We start from the raw sequence: 17,648 nt of genomic DNA, 5'->3' as shown, positions 1-17,648 counted from the left end.
TACCGCCAAGACCCGAATTTACTCTTGCATCTTTCGGGGCGTCCACAGATGGGAAACGGAGCAGCAGGATTCGGCTCTGCAACAGTCAGAAACGGACATTCTTCTGTTATGAGCGACGGCGGCTTCGGGGCAGAAGTTGGTGACACACGCTGCCTGTCAGAGGACATCGCGATCCGTCATATGCCAGGGAGCACCGCGTTCACAGCGCTTGAGAAGTCGGGCACGACCTTCGCAAGCCAATCGACGAGATCGACTGTCGTCGTGGCTGGATTGCGATAGCCTGCCGCCTGCTTGTGAAGTGCGACCAGCACGGGATCAGCGTCGTATTTGAGACGCTCCGTCAGAAAAACGTCAGGGCTCATCGCGACAATGCCATCGGGCATGGTGCTGAAATCCTTGAGGTTCAACGTGACGACGATGCCGGCTCCCGCCTTTTTGGCGGCAGCCGCAACGTGGCGATCCTTGGGATGGTTGGGCATCTTCGCCTCAAGCGTTTCCCAGCCTTGCACCATCGCGTCGGGAAAGGCGGCTTCCATCGCCTGCATCAGGGACGCCGCCTTGCTGGCGTCCATGCGATGCTGATCGATCAGGTTGCGGCTAACTTCATCCAGAATCTTTGCCGACCAATACACGCGGAAACACCCTGCTGCGGCGACGCGCAGCAAGGTGTCCCGCAAGATCATCGGGAACAGAACATCTGCATCAAGGACGGCGATCGGAGTCACGGTCATTCCTTCGACTTGGCCGCCTTTGGCTGGCGCAGCACGGTGCGCTTCGGTGCCGGCTCGGCTTCCGCCGGCCGCTTTGCGGCATTGAGCTTAGCTTGCGCGCGCGTAACGTCGTTTGCGCCGACATCGATCGCGCGTTCGAGGAACGCACTCATCGTCGCTTCTTGCAGCCCGGCGAGTGCCGGCGGATCATAAGGCCCTGTGCCTTGGCACTTCTTCTTTTCCCACAGGTTGAGCAGGACCAGATTAGGATTGGGAAGAAAGGCGAGCCCGAACTTCTGGGCGCCGCTGGCTTCGATCTCAACAAAGCCGAACTCCTCCAGCAGCTTCATCCGCTCTTGCCAGACGCGCACGCCGCGCGGACCGGTAAAGCCCGACGCATAAGGAAGATCGGGAGACCGGGCGAGGCGGACGAATCCGTTGTCCCAAGTCGCGCAGAATAGAGCGAAATAGGTCGGGCCGAGCGGCTTTCCCTTGGACAGCTCGTCGATCGCGCGCATCACCATTGGCATGGTCTTGGGGACCGTTGCATAACCGTCATGTTTGTTGCGATCCCACAGCCGATCCGCCGCATCCGCAAAATAGGTATCGCGCAGCTCGACGTCTTTCGACCGAACCGCCTTCCCCTTTTTTGTCGTCAATGCCATCGATCAAATCTCCTTCGTCCCTATCTCTATAGCCTTGAATATAAATACATTATCGCGCAAAAACAGAGGCATAAGCAAGTAATGCTGCGCAAGAATCGACATCAATCCGGCGATTTCGATGTAGCTTGGCGCCTCATATAAGTCACGAAGGACCCTCTAGGTGACGCGAATGTGGCAGCTGGACGGCCAAAAACCGAGTGTTATCCTGAACTTAGGCGAGGTCCATATGTGCTACATGTGCTACGGTGCTATACTGTGCTGACCTGTGCTCCGATGTGCTCCAGTCGGGGGGATAGCCAAGGGGGTGCTTTTAGTTGCGTTTGAGTCGTTTATGATCCATATGAAGCTTATGACGGCAGCAGCGAAAATCACAACGAAGCGAACACGACCGAAGCCCGACAGGATAGCTTCGGTCGATCAGGCCGTTGCCGCACGCCTTGCGATCGCGCTTCAGCCAAGCGCGTCACGCGGCCCGCACGTTCAGGTAATCGACCGCGACGGGCATCGCATCGACTTGCCGGAAACGCTGGCGACGGTTGTGGCGCGCGCCGCGTCGCTGATGTCCGAAGGGCATAAGGTCTCCGTCATCGCCGACGACGAGATGTTGACGACGCAGGCGGCTGCCGAGCGCTTGAACGTATCGCGTCAATATGTTGTCCGCCTCGTCGACCAGGGCACGCTCCCGTCGATCAAGGTCGGTACGCACCGTCGCCTTCGTCTGGCTGATGTGCTGGTCTACAAGGCCCAGCGGGACGTGGACCGGGATGCCGCGCTCGATCGACTGGCGGCAATGAGCGAAGATGTCGGCGGTTATCAGCTTGACGATTGAGCGGTTTGGCTGGCGCCTCCGGCCCAGCCGGGAAGCTTGCCGAGATCATCGAGTTCGGCGCGGCGCAGTCCGTCGAATATCTCCGGAAACAATCGCGCAGCGCCCGACCAGATCGGGTGGCCGGGCGCGATCTGCTCACTCTCCAGTTTGGCGTGCTCGAACGCGCGCGCCAGCGACGTGCGGACAAGCCGGTCGCGGGCAGGCGTCGCACGCAACATCGTCTCGATCAAGGTAGCGAAGGGCATGAACGCCTGCGCTGCGAGCTTGGCATTGAGCATTGATGTCAGGGCACTGGCATCATTGTATCGCGTCACATAAACGCGATCCTTCCCTGTGGTCGCCGTCCTGGCGATCGAAAACAGGATCGCCGCAAGCTCAGCGAAAAGCCGGTCGCCTCGCACAAATTGTTCCGACCAGCATCGCCGCTTCCAGGGGCTAAGCTCAGGGACGAAAGCCTTGATCGAATCCCAGGCGGGGATGAAACAAGGCTCGTCAAAGGGGTAGTCGAACTCGGCAGGGGGTGCTTCCTTGAAGGCCTCCCACCATTTCGCACGGCCGGCACGACAATAATCGAGCAGCCGATCCGAACGGCGGTCCTCGATGAACACAGCGCGGCCGGAGCTGCGATCGAGGTCGTCGAGCGCGACCAGGCGCGGCTTTAGGAAGCCGCCACGATCGTTCTCGAGCAGGCCGGTCAGGACCAGCGTGTTTCGCGTGCTCGATGCAGCGACCGCGTCGTCATCGAACAGAAAGGCGTTGCCGCGCTGCAGGGTGATGACGTCATGAAAACCCTGCGGCAGCTCGGCGTCGAGCGTCCGGAACACCCACAGCAATGCGACACCCTCCGCTTCGTAATGGATATGGCGCGCGACGATCTCGGGCGCGAACGGTTTGGAGAGCTGGACCTCGATCGCGAATTTCCCCAGCCCGTCGATCTCGGCATAGACGTCGGGATAACGCCCACGCGCGGCAATCGACGGCCGCCGATAGGTATCGACCGTCACCAGCCGGCACCGTGGATCCTGCTCCAGCACGGTCGCGATCGTCTCGCACATCCAGCGATGCAATGCAGATTCCTGATGGCCGTGATATTGCGCGGCGCGAGCGTCGTCCGGCTTCAGGTTAACCCCCTGATACCAAGGGCAATCGGCAGGGCTTTCCGGGTAATGGGCATAGACCGGCGCGTGGCCGCCGCTGGCATAATGCGACCGGATGAAGACCGGACCCTTGCACAGCCGGCATCGCGCCAGCGGGTTGAGCGGATCGATCTGGCGTTGGCGGTTGATCTCGCTGCGCAGATGATCCCAGGTCGCGCGCGGCATTGCCATCAACTGCTGGATCGAAACCGCGCCGCGCGGCAGCGCGAAATCGGCAATTTCAATCGTCCGCTGCATGGTTCGTCGATGATCTGCGCGTGGTCTGACGCGATGGACGGTGGAGCTTGGCTATCCGAAATGGCAGCTTCAGCGCTTCGTGATTGTCGACGATCCAGCGCATCTGCTCGGCGCTGAGCTTGTCCGACGACGACTTGACCTCGACTAGCAGGAATTCATCGGCGCGGTGGAGAAGCAAGTCGGGCCAACCCAGATAGCGTCCCCAATAGTCGTCAACCAGGTAGCGCAGGATCGCGAGCACGGTCTTAGCGGGCAGGATTTCGATCAAGTGCCGGGCGCGCTCGACATCGGTGTCGCGATGGGCCCAGAGATATTGCCGCAGCCGTTCGCTCGGCTCCCGCCAATAATCGAACAACCAAAGCAGCTGCCCGCGATCAGCGTGACCGTCCGACGTGAAGAAGAACTGAAAATGCTCGTCGAGCGCCTCGCGTCGGCGCCGGCCATAGCCCGGCGTGCCGAAATCCTCGGGCAGGTGCATCCAGATTTGCTCGCCGGGCACGCGCGCCGCGAAGGCGGTCCGCGACCCGAAACTCACCATCCGGTTCTTGGTATCGGCCGGATCCTCGATGAGCAGCCACATCAACACGCCGAACAAAGCGTGCAACGGCACGCTTTCGAGCGGCATCGCAGACCAGCCCATCGCGGCGTAATGATGCGCCACAAACGCCTCGGGGGAAACGATTGCACCTTTGAGCATGACGACGGCGCCCTTTTGCGGTGTTGCCGCATAGTCGGGAGAGAAGGCGTCGATCGCCACGTCGTATCGGGATAACACGTCGGCTTGGGAGGGCTCGCGCATATCGTAGAGTGGCGCGAAGGCGTGCAGCGCCTTGATCTCGTCGAGCACCTCGCTCGCGATCCGCTTGCGCGCGGTGCCCGCTTCCTCAGGGGAAGCCTGAGGATTGGTAGCCTCCCAATCGGCAAAGCGCTCGGTCTCGCGGAAGAAGAGCTCGCGCCAATAGAAGCGTTTGATCTTGCTCGTGCGGCCCGGGATCGCCGCGCCCGGCGCGGGCTGCAGCGGCAGGCCACGACAGCCGTTGCAGGTAGCCGGTCGGAAGCCATGCGTGACCGGCACGCGCTCCTGCGTGTCGAGCTCACAGCCCTCAGACAGCTGGTGTGCGAGGAAGCGCTGCCCGAAGGGCTCGTCGCAGACGCACATCATCACGGCGCCGCAGTCGGCGCAGCGATATTTGCGGATCAACTCGTGCTGGTTGAGGCAGACAACACTAGTATGATCGCACCCGCTCGGACCCGACATCGCGGTCAGGCCTTCTTGGGCACGAAGATATGCGTCAGCGTCTGCCCGGCGGGGACGACCGTCACATAGCCGATGGTGAAGGGGAGTGGCGCTTGATCCTTCGCCACCGGAGCGAGGCGCGCGGCGCGGATCGCCTGATAGGCACGCAGCTCATGCTCTGCGAGGACATCAAGCATCGCCGAGAAGCTGTTCTGGGCTTCGAGCCTCGCGCTGGGCGGCAGCTCCGACCAGATGTCGCCATAGTCCTGTAGATTGTCGAACAGCGACGCCGCTTCGGCCTGTCCCTCGGGCGTCGCCTGCTCATCGCAATGGAAGACCCAAGCGTCGCAGCGATCGATCTGGCCGCCCAAGACGGCCCCGGTCATTACCGGGGCGACCTCAAGTTTGATGTGATCAGGATGACGCGCTTCCTCGGCCTCGATTTGCTCGGCGCGAAGCGACTCCATGAACTCGGTGACGGTGGCGACAAAGGCGGGATCGTCGAAGATATCGGGATTGTCGTAGCCAAGCCCGCGGGCGAGGCAGCGGCGCGTGGTCAAGCTCGCGCGCGCCCCCGATTCGACCCGCTGGATGGTCCGCACGGTAAGACCTGACGCAGCCGCCAGTGCCTCCTGCGACAGATTGGAGGCCAGGCGAAGCGTCCGTGCCCAGAATCCGAGCAGCTTCGGCGGCAATGCCTGCATATGGATGGTCATGTCGGCCCTTTCATTGCTCCTTCCTTGCCTAGGTCCGGTCGACAGTAACAGCTACGACATTATAGCGACAGAAGCCCGTCAGAATGCCTTTAATCCTGTAGAGGCATTGAAGAAGTGGCGATGACGCCAACGGTGACCAGGATCGCATCGTGACCTTATGCCAAACCTATGTAAAAGCGAAGGCGGGGCTGTGGTCGCCGCCGCGCAATCTGGTCGAAGTTCTCTTCGACGACGAGGGCTAAGACAGCCCTTCTCGGCGACCGAACTTTCCAAGGAAGTCGAGTGACGTGTCACGATTGGGCACGCCTGGCATGTCATGGATCATTTCCTCGATGAAATGGCCTGGGCTCGAAAACTGCAGATGCTTCGCAGCGCGATATTCGTCGGTCAGGTCGGGCCGGTCGGATCGGTAGAACAACTTGTCGCGCGCGTAGATCTGAACGACGCGGTTGAGCGCCTGGGCCTCGTCGGCAGCGATAACGAGGGTCGAGAGCCGTGGTTCAGCCGTATACTGAATAGGCCGCGCATAGAGCACAGCGAGGCGGGGCGTGAGCGGCGCAAGGATATTTGGCGCGTGTGGCGGCCCGCTCGGTGACGTGAGATTGTGATAGAATCCGTCGCCGAACACGAATTCTTGATCGGGCGAGAATATTGCGGTTGCCTTGCCGCGCACCCCGAATGCTTGCACCGCGCGAGAGTGCATATCCCGCATGTTCATGGCAATCAGGCTGTTGCGCTCCCACTCAGGCAACGATCCCCGAAAGCGCTCTGCGATCCCGACACAAGCTTCGCGCGTCATCGGACTGCGGATGGCGAGCGAAGTAAGAGATTCGACCATCTGACCGAAGCGCTCGTCAGAAGAGGGCTGCGGCAAGAAACGGCTGCGGCGGGGCTGACCAAGTCGCACCTCGAATTTGAGGCCGTCCAGCCAGTCGATCACCGCAGGGAAGCCGGCGTCAGCCTGATGAAACATGGTCTCGAAATTCTGATCCCACGGGGTCGGCTTGCCCGGTTTGTTGCCAAGTTTGATGAAATGACCATTGCCAATTACCCCAAAGGATTCCGGCCGTGCGCGACGCTCTTCGCCGGTCGGGAGCAACCAGTGCACGCCGCCATTTTCGTCAGCCCATCGCTCCGACACGCATTCGGGCCACCAATGATGTCGCTCGGATTTCGTCTTTCCCATCGGGCCCAGTTAGGCATTCTGCTTCGCTGTGTCATCGTCGCTCTGCACCCACCGGGATGCACCATAACGCGCGCTGTCGCCGGAGCAGCGGCATCGCGCGGCCGGATCTTCAGGGGCCGAAAGGCGGATGGGCCAATTTCGGGTTTCCCGATGGCCATCAGCGAGCGTCAAATGTTTAGGCGACAAGCGGACACTTCATGTAGCTCATCGGCGGTTGATAAATAGGCCGCTGAAAAATTTAGCGTTACCGGACTTGAGTCGACGAGGGTTTAACTTGTCTGCCCACGCTGGGGCAGTGCCGTGGATATCTGTCTTGCTGTTGGACTTGTCCTAAAGCTGCGATGCCTCTCGACTAGCTGGCGCAGGCTCTCGGTCAGAACAAGCGTTGCAGCTCCCAATTTGACGACCTCGACCTCACCCCGCGCGATGAGCAGGTATAGGGTGCTACGGCTGATGCCGGTATACCGGCAAGCATCGGGAACCCGCATACTGATCGGCTCAATTGACAACGGCGAAGAGGGCGGGAGAAGCGGTCCAGGCATATCGGCACCAATCGTTTAGAAACCGGGAGAGAGGATGGCTGAAAGCAGCGGCCATCTGACAGCGGCAATCATCCACTTTCGGCGCATTCCATGCCACACGACATTTCTGCCCTATCGTTGCCGTGTGTGCGATTGCGGCTCGGCATCCCACCAAGCCTTCGCAGGCCAAGCGAGCTGGATTTTGGGCCGCGCTGGTCCTGCTCCACGACTGTGCCGTAGGCCAGTCGGCTGAAGGCATCCTACTCGCCGAAAGGGGGGACGTGGGGTCTCGAAAGGCTCAAATCTGACACGCTTTCGTCTGGTATTATCCTGTCCGATGAGGGTGCTATGCGCTGCCTCGAAATTCCGCAGATTATGGCCACTTTTGAAGAACGAGGTGCGCGCGCTGCCTGAGCGCTGCCTCGAAAAGTGGCGGAAATGCTGTATGCACCCGTGCGTGAGGTGTGTCTCTAAATTACGGGTCCGATGCGAAGCATCGCGGCCCCTGTTACCCTGCCGCATTTGATGCCAGCGAGGTGGCAGAAAATAGGTGGCGGTGGGGCTGCTGAACGGACGGCTCGAACGGCCATCAAGGGATGATATTTGGTGGCTGATGGCAGCAGAAACGTAGCCAAAGGCTATCGCCCGGGGTCCTTCTCCGGAAACTGCGCTCTCAACCTGCAGCGAGAGCTTTCGTCTCAAGGTCCGCTATCCGTTCCGAACAGATAGCGTGAACAGCCCGCCCAAGCTCCTCGACGCACCCGCCGAGCCACGACAGCTCCTCTTCGGTAATCCGATAGTGTTTCGAGTACCGAGCCTTCACATAGGCCTCTTTCAGCTTTTCAAAGCGGGCCCGATCAATCCGACTGTCACGAGGCCAGGCATCGACCAAGCGCATGTCGATCCGCTCAGCTTGGGTACGCAGGAAACCCAGGTTGTGAATGTGGGGGGTGTAGAAGGTGCATACCAGCAGCACCGTATGATACAGCCTCTCTGTGGCCTGATGGAGCTGGAAGGCAGCATTGTTGAGCCTGCCCTGTTTCAGATTAAAGGTGAAATTGTCGAAGAACTCCCCACCAGTGGGGAACCACTCGTCAAAATACTCCCGCGCCATGCTCAACGCCTGCTCGGGAGTTTTGGGCTTGGGAGTATGAAGCGCCCGGTCATCGGCTTCGTGCAAGGCGATGCCGTCCTTCGCCACATCCATAAAAAAGTACCGGCCATGCGCGAGCCCATCGTTCACCTCTTGGAGCGTGTGAACGATGAAGTTGACCGGCGTATGCAGCGTCCGGTCGATCGCCAGCTCGCGGATCAACCGATCCTCCAGCTTCAGCCAGTAATCGACGCGCTCAGTGAGCCGCTTGTCGTTGACGATGATCAACAGATCGAAGTCGGATCGGTAGCCCTTGGCGGTGTGCGGTTCATCGACCCAGCCACCACGCGCGTAGCTGCCGTAGAGGATCAGCTTCTCGATCCGGCCCTTCTTCTTCCACTGGTGGGTGGCGAGCGCCAAGGCGTCCTCGAATTCTTCGAAGATGATCTGCTTCACGCGATCAAGCTCGCGCTGCTTGTTGGCAGGAAGATGGTCTAGATCGGTTCGCATGGGCAGGGGCACCCTGTAGGCATGGGTTGCGATTGGCAAGGTCGAAGCATCATCACCATCGCCAGAACTGCCACCAGTCTGGCGGCTTCTCTGTCGGCATCTGCATCAGTACGAAAAGCGCGTTGGCAAAATGCTGCTCGACCTGTTGCAAGGTAATGCCGTGTTTGTCTGCAAGCTGGCGGTAGGTCAGCTCATCGACGCGGATGCCAAGGAAGATTTCCCGGTCGAGCGGTTCCATCCGCTCGACCGCCTTCTCGAACTTGCGCAAGCGCCTGCGCTCTGCGCGCGACAGGCGAGACACCTCAACTGTCCTTGTCGCAATAGGCGGCCCACTCGGCCATCATGACCCGGCGCTTCTCCAGCAGATTGCCACGCCGGTAGGCCGCCTCGGTCTTGTTGGCGACCGTATGGGCGAGGGCTGCCTCCGCCACATCGCTAGGATGATTGGTCTCTTCGCTGACCCAGTCGCGGAACGAAGAGCGGAAACCGTGAGGGGTGAATGGTTGACCCATTTCCTTCATGAGCATCGACAATGTCATGTCTGACAGCGGCTTGTTGCTGCGAATGCCGGGAAACACATACTGGCAGTCGCGCAATCGTAATTGAGCGCAGCGGCGCAGGATACGCAGCGGACGTGGGGTCAGCGGCACAACATGCTCGCGGAATGCCTTCATACGCTCCTTGGGAAGCGTCCAGAGGGCTTCCTCCATATCAACCTCATCCCAGGTCATGCCGCGCACTTCGCCCGATCTGGCGGCGGTGTAGATCGCGAATTCCAGTGCAAGGCGGCTGAAGGATTCCCGAGCACGCAGCTTCTGGATGAACTTTGACACTTTCTCGTATGGCATGGCAGGAAAGTGCCCGTCTTTGCGGGGCTGACGCGGCAGGCCTTTCGAGATGGCGCGCATCGGAGCCTCGGACTCGCGGTAGCCAGACGCATAGGCCCAGTCGAGGACCGCCCCGATGCGCTGGCGGACCCGCCGCGCCGTTTCGGGCTTTGCCAGCCAGATTTCAGCGAGAACGTCGCGGATCATCGGGCCGGTGATCTTATCGACTTTGTGCTTCCCGATGGATGGAAAGACGTACATTTCGAGCGTGCGCATCCATTGGGAGTGGTGCTTGCCATTGCGCCAGGTCTTCGAATGAATGTCGAAGACCTTCTGGGCCGCATCCTTGAAGGTCGGCACCGCTTCGAGCTTGCGCCGCTCGAACTGAGGGTCGAGGCCCATTTCCATCTGGCTGCGGACCTCACGTGCCCGCTCGCGAGCCTCAGCAAGGCTTACCTTGCTACAGCTGCCCAAGCCGAAATCGCGGCGGTGGCCCTGTTTCTGAACCCGGCAAACCCAGCTGCTACTCCCTCCCGGCCTTTCGTAGCGAAAAAGGCCGTCGCCAAAACTCACCCTGCGAGTGGTCTGGGTCTTGGTCTCCGGGTCGGTATTCGAAGTCGTTTTCATAGAGGTGATCATGATCATCTGTCCCACATTTGCAAAAATGTCGGCTTGGACGACGTGGGACACACAGGGATCCGAATCACCAGCGTACCCCGCAGGGGAGCTGGACTTTCAGAGTTGACCAGAGATCGCGTGGGATTCGAATGTGGCGGAGCGGGTGGGATTCGAACCCACGATAGGCTTTTGACCTATACACACTTTCCAGGCGTGCGCCTTCGACCACTCGGCCACCGCTCCGCTTGTCCTGGAAGCCGCCCCCCTAAAGGCAAGTGGGGGGCAGTGCAAGAGGTGGTTTGTGTCGGCGCTGGCCCGCATTTCGAAGCGCAGTTTCCCAAGTGTGTGCGGCATGTTAGCGTGGCGTCCATGAACCAAACCCGATTCCGTCCGGCCGCGCGCCGCGCCATCTTCGCTCTGGCCCCGCTGGCGCTGCTCACCGCCGCGACACCGCCGCTGTTCAGCCCCAGCCCCGGCCAGATCGTCGAGGAGGCGCCCGCCGAGCATTGGAAGGCGATCGCGGCATCGGACCTGTTGCTGATGGAGCTTGCGCCCGATGCGGCAGGCAAGCCGCGCAAAGTGGTGATCCAGCTGATGCCCGCGCCGTTCAGCACCGGGTGGACCGAGAATATCCGCAAACTTGCTGCCGCGAAATGGTGGGACGGCACCGCCATCGTCCGCGTGCAGGACAATTACGTCGTGCAATGGGGCGACCCCGATGCCGAGGACGAGGCCAAGGCCAGGCCGTTGCCGGGCGGGATCGCGCAGGTTCCGGAGAGCGGCTATGTCGTCGGGCTGGATGCCTTTGCTGCAGCTGTAGAGGCGGGTGCTTCGTCGGACGATAGCGCCGGAGCCGCTATGGCCGCCGCCGAAGAAGCGTCGCGTGCCGATCAGCCCAATCCCTGGGCCGGGCCTGACACATACGCCAAGACGCTGGACTTCTACCGCGGATGGCCGATCGCCGGCAACGATGACGGTGTCTGGCCGGTGCATTGCTATGGCATGGTCGGGGTCGGCCGCAACCTGTCGCCCGATACCGGCAGCGGCGCGGAGTTGTATACCGTGATCGGCCATGCGCCGCGGCATCTGGATCGGAACATCGCACTGGTTGGGCGGGTGGTCGAGGGCATCGAGCACCTTTCCAGCCTGCCGCGCGGCACGGGTGAGCTGGGCTTCTATGAAACCGCACCGGAACGCACTGTCATCCGGTCGGTGCAGCTGGCTGCCGATCTGCCTGAAACCGCTCGCCCTCGTCTTGAATACCTCGCAAGCGACAGCGAATCATTCGTCCGATATGCGCGGGCACGCGCCAACCGGCAGGACGCGTTCTTCAATATCCCCGCAGGCGGCGCCGATATTTGCAATATTCCGGTGCCTATTCGGAAAATTACGCAATAATGTAATAAAGTAACAAAAACTGTCGCGCGGGTTTGACGGTCCCTATATGGGCCAGAGAAAATCATCTGCAGGAGAAGACTGTCATGCGCGTCGGCACCGTCAAGGAAATCAAGAACCACGAATATCGCGTCGGCCTGACGCCCGAAAGTGCGCGCGAACTGGTGCAGCACGGCCATGAGGTCTGGGTGCAGAAGGGCGCAGGCCTGGGCATCGGCGAGAGCGACAACGACTATCTGCGGGCTGGCGCCAAGCTGATCGATACCGCTGCCGAAATCTTCGCCGAGTGCGAGATGGTGGTGAAGGTCAAGGAACCGCAGGCGGTCGAGCGCGCGATGCTGCGCGAGGGGCAGATCCTGTTCACCTACCTGCATCTGGCTCCGGACCCCGAGCAGACCAAGGATCTGGTCGCCTCGAAGGCGGTGTGCATTGCCTATGAGACCGTCACCGATTCGAGCGGTGGCCTGCCGTTGCTCAAGCCGATGAGCCAGGTTGCTGGCCGCATGTCGATCCAGGCGGGCGCGACCGCGCTCGAAAAGGCGCATGGCGGGCGCGGCATCCTGCTCGGCGGGGTTCCCGGTGTGGCGCCGGGCAATGTCTGCGTGATCGGCGGCGGCGTGGTAGGCTTCAACGCTGCGCAGATGGCCGCAGGCCTGGGCGCCGACGTCACCATTCTCGATCGCAGCCCCGAAGTGCTCGAGCGGCTGGGCTATTATTTCGAGGCGCGCGCCAAGACGCGTTTCGCCAACGCCGCCAACGTCGCCGAGTGCGTCGCGAGCGCCGACCTCGTCATCGGCGCGGTGCTGATCCCCGGCGCCGCTGCACCCAAGCTGGTCACCCGCGAGATGCTGGCCACGATGCGTCCGGGCGCGGTGCTGGTCGATGTCGCGATCGACCAGGGCGGCTGCTTCGAGACCAGCCACGCCACCACCCATGCCGAGCCGACCTATATCGTCGATGGCATCGTGCACTATTGCGTCGCCAATATGCCCGGCGCGGTGGCGCGCACCAGCACCTACGCGCTCAACAATGTCACGCTGCCGCACATGCTGCGCATGGCCGACAAGGGCTGGAAGGACGCGCTGCGTGCCGATCCGCATCTGGCGGCGGGGCTTAACGTCTGGAACGGCAAGGTGACCTACAAGGCGGTGGCGGATGACCTTGGCTATGCCTATTGTCCGATGGAAGAGGCGCTCGCCTGAGGCGCCAGACGCGCAGCAGGAGAGCCCGATGATCGCCGACCACCAGAAGCCTGTCGAATCCCCCTTCGGTCGCCACAGCGAACCGCACGAGGTGCTGGCGGGGATCGACCTGGCCGGCAAGAACGCGATCGTCACCGGCGGCTATTCGGGGATCGGGCTCGAGACGGTGCGCGCGCTGGCGGATGCTGGCGCTTCGGTCACCGTTCCCGCGCGCGATACCGCCAAGGCGCATGCCGCGCTGACGGGGATGAAGGGCGATATCCGCATCGCGCCGATGGATCTCGCTGACATCGCCTCGGTGCGGCGGTTTGCGCTGGGCTATGCCTCGGACGTCCCGCATCTCGACCTGCTGATCAACAACGCCGGCGTCATGGCCTGTCCGGAAACGCGGGTGGGGCCGGGCTGGGAGATGCAGTTCGGCACAAACCATATGGGCCATTTCGCGCTGGCCGATGTGCTGCTGCCGCTGCTCCAGCGCAGCCGCAATTGCCGGGTGGTGGCGCTGTCTTCCACCGGCCACAAACTGTCCGACATCCGCTGGGACGACCCCAATTGGACCGATGGCAGCTATGACAAATGGAAGGCCTATGGCCAGTCCAAGACCGCCAATGCGCTGTTTGCGGTCGCGATGAATGCGCGGCTGGCGAACAGCGGCGGCATGGCTTTTGCCGTCCACCCCGGCGGCATCTTCACCCCGCTGCAGCGCCATCTTCCGACCGAAGAGATGGTGGCTCTGGGCTGGCTGAACGAACAGGGCGAAATTGCAGAAGGTGCTCGCGCGCTTTTCAAGACCCCGGCGCAGGGATGCACCACCACGCTCTGGGCGGCAAGCAGTGTGCTGCTGGAAGGCAAGGGCGGGGTCTATTGCGAGGATTGCAACATTGCGGACGTCGCCAGCGGCGAGGCTGTCCGCTACCGCTATGTCGAACCCCATGCGGTCGACAGCGACAGCGCAGAGCGGCTGTGGTCTTTGAGCGAAGCAATGCTCGCAAAAGCCTGATCGTCGGCGCCCGGGGGCGATGGCAGACTAGCAGCCAGTTGGGTCGACGAAGATCCCGGACGCCGGCGATCAGACCGGACTTGTTATAGGCACGGCGTGCGGCCGGTGTGCTGTGGCAAATTGCGGCAAACGCTGGAAAACTGCTATTGTGACGCGGGGGAACTGTTGTAGCCGGTGCGATCAGGACAACTCGACCTTGGGGGTTGCGACGATCACTTGCTTGAGCAACGTCTGCACCTCGGCGTCGTCGGCCCACTTTTGGGCGATGCGCTTGTTGAGCGTGGCAGAATACCAGCGCTCGCCGAGCAACCCCGCCTGACGCAGCAAGGCGACCAACGTATCGCGATCCCCCATGCACGAGGCGTGAAAGGCAGGGGTCATCCGCGTCTTGCGCTCACCTGCGGCAAATTCGCGCTGCGCATCGGCCACCAGGACCATATGCGCGGTAGCCTCATCGCGGGCGACGGCGCGGTCGAGCCGGGCCGACAGGCTGAGCAATTCGGGAACGTTGCGCAGGCGCGCCATTTCGCGGAACTCGCGGGCGTAGGCGCTGATGTCGCCCCGCGAAATGTGCGCCCAGGCGAGGCAGTTGCGGATCGTCGCGTCCTGCGGATACTGCGTCTTGAGCTGCGAAAGCTCCATCAGCGCACGGCGGTCTCGACCCGCCTGCCAATGGGCACAGGCTCGCTCGATCGCGATCGTGGGGGTGCCGGGAAGCAGAAGCTGCGCTGTGTCATATTCGCGCTGCGCGGCTTCATCCTCGCCCAGATCGGACAGGATGTTCGCGTACCAGAAATGGGTCAGGCCATCGCGTGGGTCCAACGCCAGCGCGCGCTGGAACGAATTGACCGACAATTGGGCGTCATAGCTCCACCAGTACTGAATGAAGCCATTGGCGCGGTGCGCCGCCGGAAGCCGCTCGTCGAGCTTCAGCGCCTGTTCGACCGCGGATTTGGCCGCGCCATAGGCGCGGCTATCGGTGGCCTCGCCATATTCCCGAATGATGAGCCACGCCTCTGCCAAGCCTGCATAGGCCGGGGCGAAGTCCGGACTGGCCGCGATAACCTTCTCATACAGGCTGATCGCCTGCTTGAGATCGGCGGGGGTGCGGTGCGCCCACAATTCGCGTGCAGCGATATAGTCCCTGGCAACGGCCGGCTCCTTGGGTAAGGGGGCGACCTTGTCCGGCTGTCTGTCGCTCGGAAGAATCGCGCCTCCGCTGATCGGCAACGCCAGCGCCAATATGCCGGCGGCTGCGAGCGCACCGAGCGAAGGCCAAAGCCAGCGCATGCCGGATGGTCGGCGTGGGTCAGTGATCGATGGCGGCTGCGATGATCGGGCGGCTGGGGGAGGGCGCCCGGCAGGTGCATCTTGCGCTGGTATCGCACCGGCATCGGGCGATCTTGCGGGGCCTGCCTCGCCATCGCCGGCAAGATCGTGCTGCTCGGTACGGCTCGACCAGGCGGCCAACTCATCTTCAAAGGCAAAGACCGATCCCTGCTTGCCTCCAGGTATGCGGTGCACGGGAAGGTCGCGTTCCCGTGCCCAGCGCATCACGGTTGTGCGGTCCCGGCGGAAATAGCCCGCGATCGCCTTCCAGCCGTCCAGCCTGCGTCGAGGGGATCCCGATTGGTTCAAAACTGTTTCCACGGATTGCCGTAACGCACATAAAACACAACCGGGCGCAGCTGACGCTGAGCCAGATTGCCAGCGACACTATCGGTAAGCGGCTGTCCATGTCTAGGTAATATGCTGATAACCCATGGGTTCGCGAATGCGGATTTTCTCCGCATGGCCAAAGAAAATTTTGTCCCGGCAAACCTGCAGGATGGAAGCGGAAGCGCGATTTGGTCGTAAACGTAGCCTGCGCCGGGCGGCTATCCCTCAACGCGATCCGAAGTGGGCGGCCTTAAAATGCTATGGGGCGCGCGCAAAATGACAGCCTGTGCCGCGAAGGAATCTATGGAGGCGCGCTGGTCTGCAACCGGATGCACATGGTGCGCAATCCTGTCGCCCGGCGCACGGGCCGCAATATCCTGCGCAGCCTGATCGATTACATTGTTCTCACACCCTCGCCGGGCCGCACTGGTCTCGAGTTGGAAATGGTCGGCCGACTGCAGAACATCATGGCGCTGGCTGAAGGCGAGCCCCCCAGGGGGGGAATTGATCGTACGTTAACGGTGGTAGCGGAGGAGGGACTTGAACCCCCGACCTACGGATTATGATTCCGCCGCTCTAACCAGCTGAGCTACTCCGCCATCCCGGCGCGCCCGGTGCTATGCAGCCGGGGCAGGTCGCGCCCTATAGTTGGCGCATCGGCGTCGGTCAAACCAAAATGTTCCTGACGGCAGCTTCAGGTGACTTGCTGCATGCGCAGGCTTGTTTTCCGCAGCGGCAACCGGCTATTGGCGCGGGAACATAGGCTGGCAACAGCCAGAATTGAGGAGATCGGCCCGGTGCAGGACAGCTATGATATCGTCATCGTCGGCGCGGGCCATGCCGGCGCACAGGCGGCTATCTGCCTGCGCCAGATGGGATTTACCGGGTCTGTCGCGCTGATCGGCGATGAAAAGTTTCCGCCGTACGAGCGTCCGCCTTTGTCCAAGGAATATCTTGCCGGGGACAAGCCCTTCGAGCGGATATTGCTTCGGCCGGAAAGCTTTTGGGCAGAGCGCCAGGTCGATCTGCAACTGGGCAAGCGCGTGACAGCGATCGATCTGGCCGCCAAAAGGTTGACGATCAGCGGTGGCGGGCAGACTGGCTATGGTCATCTGATCTGGGCCACCGGCGGCACCCCGCGGATGATGGATTGCAAGGGCAGCAACGCAGCCAACGTCTTTGCCGTGCGCACCCGCGCCGATGTCGACAAGATCATGGCGCGGCTGGGCGAGACGCAAAGTGTGGCGATCATCGGCGGCGGCTATATCGGGCTGGAAGCGGCTGCGGTGATGCGCAAGCTGGGCAAGCAGGTGACGTTGATCGAGGCGCTCGACCGGGTGCTGTCTCGCGTCGCAGGCCCATCGCTGTCGGCGTTCTTCGAAGAGGAACATCGCGCGCACGGGGTCGACCTGCGCACCAATTATGCCGTCGACCATATCGAAACCGACGAGGCGGGCCATGCCGTGGCGGTGCGCTGCGGCAACGGCGAGCGGATCGAAGCCGACATGGTGATCGTCGGTATCGGCATCATCGCGCAGACGGGACCGCTGATCGCGGCGGGAGCTGCGGGCGGCAACGGTGTGGATGTCGACGAATTCTGCCGCACCAGCCTGCCCGATATCTATGCCATCGGCGATTGCGCAGCCCATGCCAATGCGTTCGCCAATGACCGTGTCATCCGGCTGGAATCGGTGCAGAACGCTAACGATCAGGCCAAGGTTGCCGCCGCCCATATCATGGGCACGGCAGAGCCGTATCAGGCGATCCCGTGGTTCTGGTCGAACCAGTATGACCTGCGGCTGCAGACGGTCGGGCTTTCGCTCGATTATGATCAGGAACTGGTGCGCGGGGACCCGGCCACCCGGAGCTTTTCCGTCATCTATCTGCGCGGCGGCAAGGTGATCGCGCTCGATTGTGTCAATGCGACCAAGGACTATGTGCAAGGGCGCAAGGCAATCCTCGAGGGGGTTCCACTCGACCTTCAGGAGTTGGCCGATCCCGCCATCCCCATCAAGGAAGTCAATCACGCCTGAGCGGTCGCCACGGTGGTTTCGCTTGAAACGTTCTGTTCGTCGCGAAATTTGTC

General features: G+C 61.8%; 16 protein-coding genes and 2 tRNA genes. 5 read left to right on the top strand and 13 right to left on the bottom strand.

Going from position 1 to position 17,648, the window contains the following annotated elements; all coding sequences use genetic code 11:
* Window positions 1–176: 176 nt before the first annotated feature.
* Together QUV11_RS04210 and QUV11_RS04205 are read right to left on the bottom strand one after the other, a co-directional pair.
* Complete coding sequence (locus QUV11_RS04210) at window positions 177–725, bottom strand: PIN domain-containing protein (protein ID WP_300880711.1); 549 nt, start codon at window positions 723–725, stop codon at window positions 177–179.
* 2 nt (window positions 726–727) lie between these two features.
* Complete coding sequence (locus QUV11_RS04205; RefSeq protein ID WP_300880710.1) at window positions 728–1,375, bottom strand: hypothetical protein; 648 nt, start codon at window positions 1,373–1,375, stop codon at window positions 728–730.
* Between the two features lie 331 nt (window positions 1,376–1,706).
* On the opposite strand from QUV11_RS04205, the gene QUV11_RS04200 reads away from it, so the two are divergent.
* Window positions 1,707–2,204: a helix-turn-helix domain-containing protein gene (locus tag QUV11_RS04200; protein ID WP_300880709.1), complete on the top strand. Its 498-nt coding sequence runs from the start codon at window positions 1,707–1,709 to the stop codon at window positions 2,202–2,204.
* On the opposite strand, the gene QUV11_RS04195 is transcribed toward QUV11_RS04200, so the two are convergent.
* From QUV11_RS04195 to QUV11_RS04155, 9 genes are all read right to left on the bottom strand, one after another.
* Complete coding sequence (locus tag QUV11_RS04195; protein ID WP_300880708.1) at window positions 2,189–3,598, bottom strand: hypothetical protein; 1,410 nt, start codon at window positions 3,596–3,598, stop codon at window positions 2,189–2,191. The two genes, QUV11_RS04200 and QUV11_RS04195, sit on opposite strands and share 16 nt — an antisense overlap.
* On the bottom strand, window positions 3,582–4,799 hold the full coding sequence (locus QUV11_RS04190) for a VRR-NUC domain-containing protein (RefSeq protein ID WP_300880707.1): 1,218 nt from the start codon (window positions 4,797–4,799) through the stop codon (window positions 3,582–3,584). The genes QUV11_RS04195 and QUV11_RS04190 overlap by 17 nt, the downstream gene beginning before the upstream one ends.
* Window positions 4,800–4,861: 62 nt before the next feature.
* On the bottom strand, window positions 4,862–5,551 hold the full coding sequence (locus QUV11_RS04185; RefSeq protein WP_300880706.1) for a helix-turn-helix transcriptional regulator: 690 nt from the start codon (window positions 5,549–5,551) through the stop codon (window positions 4,862–4,864).
* Between the two features lie 238 nt (window positions 5,552–5,789).
* Entirely contained in the window at window positions 5,790–6,737 is a 948-nt protein-coding gene (locus QUV11_RS04180; RefSeq protein ID WP_300880705.1) for a hypothetical protein, read from the bottom strand.
* Between the two features lie 269 nt (window positions 6,738–7,006).
* A complete protein-coding gene (locus tag QUV11_RS04175; protein WP_367279841.1) occupies window positions 7,007–7,225 on the bottom strand; it encodes a helix-turn-helix domain-containing protein in 219 nt (72 codons plus the stop codon).
* A gap of 706 nt (window positions 7,226–7,931) precedes the next feature.
* Window positions 7,932–8,861 carry a HEPN domain-containing protein gene (locus tag QUV11_RS04170; protein ID WP_300880703.1) on the bottom strand — a complete coding sequence of 310 codons (930 nt, stop codon included), beginning with the start codon at window positions 8,859–8,861 and terminating at the stop codon, window positions 7,932–7,934.
* Between the two features lie 52 nt (window positions 8,862–8,913).
* A complete protein-coding gene (locus QUV11_RS04165; RefSeq protein WP_300880702.1) occupies window positions 8,914–9,129 on the bottom strand; it encodes a sigma-70 region 4 domain-containing protein in 216 nt (71 codons plus the stop codon).
* Between the two features lie 34 nt (window positions 9,130–9,163).
* Window positions 9,164–10,333, bottom strand: coding sequence for a site-specific integrase (locus QUV11_RS04160; RefSeq protein WP_300880701.1), 1,170 nt, complete (start codon window positions 10,331–10,333; stop codon window positions 9,164–9,166).
* Between the two features lie 125 nt (window positions 10,334–10,458).
* Window positions 10,459–10,549 (bottom strand) — tRNA-Ser (locus tag QUV11_RS04155).
* A 126-nt stretch (window positions 10,550–10,675) separates the two neighbouring features.
* Between QUV11_RS04155 and QUV11_RS04150 the strand changes: the two genes are divergently transcribed.
* From QUV11_RS04150 to QUV11_RS04140, 3 genes are all read left to right on the top strand, one after another.
* Window positions 10,676–11,704, top strand: a complete 1,029-nt coding sequence (locus tag QUV11_RS04150) for a peptidylprolyl isomerase (protein WP_300880700.1) — start codon at window positions 10,676–10,678, stop codon at window positions 11,702–11,704.
* An 83-nt stretch (window positions 11,705–11,787) separates the two neighbouring features.
* The gene (ald, locus tag QUV11_RS04145) at window positions 11,788–12,903 is read left to right on the top strand and encodes an alanine dehydrogenase (RefSeq protein ID WP_300880699.1); all 1,116 of its coding nucleotides are present in this window, start codon (window positions 11,788–11,790) and stop codon (window positions 12,901–12,903) included.
* A 28-nt stretch (window positions 12,904–12,931) separates the two neighbouring features.
* Window positions 12,932–13,903 carry an oxidoreductase gene (locus QUV11_RS04140; protein ID WP_300880698.1) on the top strand — a complete coding sequence of 324 codons (972 nt, stop codon included), beginning with the start codon at window positions 12,932–12,934 and terminating at the stop codon, window positions 13,901–13,903.
* A 180-nt stretch (window positions 13,904–14,083) separates the two neighbouring features.
* On the opposite strand, the gene QUV11_RS04135 is transcribed toward QUV11_RS04140, so the two are convergent.
* Window positions 14,084–15,541 carry a tetratricopeptide repeat protein gene (locus QUV11_RS04135; protein WP_300880697.1) on the bottom strand — a complete coding sequence of 486 codons (1,458 nt, stop codon included), beginning with the start codon at window positions 15,539–15,541 and terminating at the stop codon, window positions 14,084–14,086.
* Window positions 15,542–16,084: 543 nt separating this feature from the next.
* Window positions 16,085–16,161, bottom strand: a tRNA-Met gene (locus QUV11_RS04130).
* A gap of 198 nt (window positions 16,162–16,359) precedes the next feature.
* On the opposite strand from QUV11_RS04130, the gene QUV11_RS04125 reads away from it, so the two are divergent.
* Entirely contained in the window at window positions 16,360–17,595 is a 1,236-nt protein-coding gene (locus QUV11_RS04125) for an FAD-dependent oxidoreductase (RefSeq protein WP_300880696.1), read from the top strand.
* Window positions 17,596–17,648: the final 53 nt, after the last annotated feature.

The sequence above is a fragment of the Blastomonas sp. genome (assembly GCF_030373265.1).
In the GTDB taxonomy this organism is placed as follows: Bacteria; Pseudomonadota; Alphaproteobacteria; order Sphingomonadales; family Sphingomonadaceae; genus Blastomonas.
This window is presented reverse-complemented; position numbering and strand designations above follow the sequence as displayed.

Coding starts and splice junctions, on each gene's coding strand:
- QUV11_RS04180 (WP_300880705.1), bottom strand. CDS start 6,737: ATGGGAAAGACGAAATCCGAGCGACATCATTGGTGGCCCGAATGCGTG.
- QUV11_RS04140 (WP_300880698.1), top strand. CDS start 12,932: ATGATCGCCGACCACCAGAAGCCTGTCGAATCCCCCTTCGGTCGCCAC.
- QUV11_RS04175 (WP_367279841.1), bottom strand. CDS start 7,225: ATGCGGGTTCCCGATGCTTGCCGGTATACCGGCATCAGCCGTAGCACC.
- QUV11_RS04170 (WP_300880703.1), bottom strand. CDS start 8,861: ATGCGAACCGATCTAGACCATCTTCCTGCCAACAAGCAGCGCGAGCTT.
- ald (WP_300880699.1), top strand. CDS start 11,788: ATGCGCGTCGGCACCGTCAAGGAAATCAAGAACCACGAATATCGCGTC.
- QUV11_RS04200 (WP_300880709.1), top strand. CDS start 1,707: ATGATCCATATGAAGCTTATGACGGCAGCAGCGAAAATCACAACGAAG.
- QUV11_RS04150 (WP_300880700.1), top strand. CDS start 10,676: ATGAACCAAACCCGATTCCGTCCGGCCGCGCGCCGCGCCATCTTCGCT.
- QUV11_RS04195 (WP_300880708.1), bottom strand. CDS start 3,598: ATGCAGCGGACGATTGAAATTGCCGATTTCGCGCTGCCGCGCGGCGCG.
- QUV11_RS04160 (WP_300880701.1), bottom strand. CDS start 10,333: ATGATCATGATCACCTCTATGAAAACGACTTCGAATACCGACCCGGAG.
- QUV11_RS04205 (WP_300880710.1), bottom strand. CDS start 1,375: ATGGCATTGACGACAAAAAAGGGGAAGGCGGTTCGGTCGAAAGACGTC.
- QUV11_RS04185 (WP_300880706.1), bottom strand. CDS start 5,551: ATGACCATCCATATGCAGGCATTGCCGCCGAAGCTGCTCGGATTCTGG.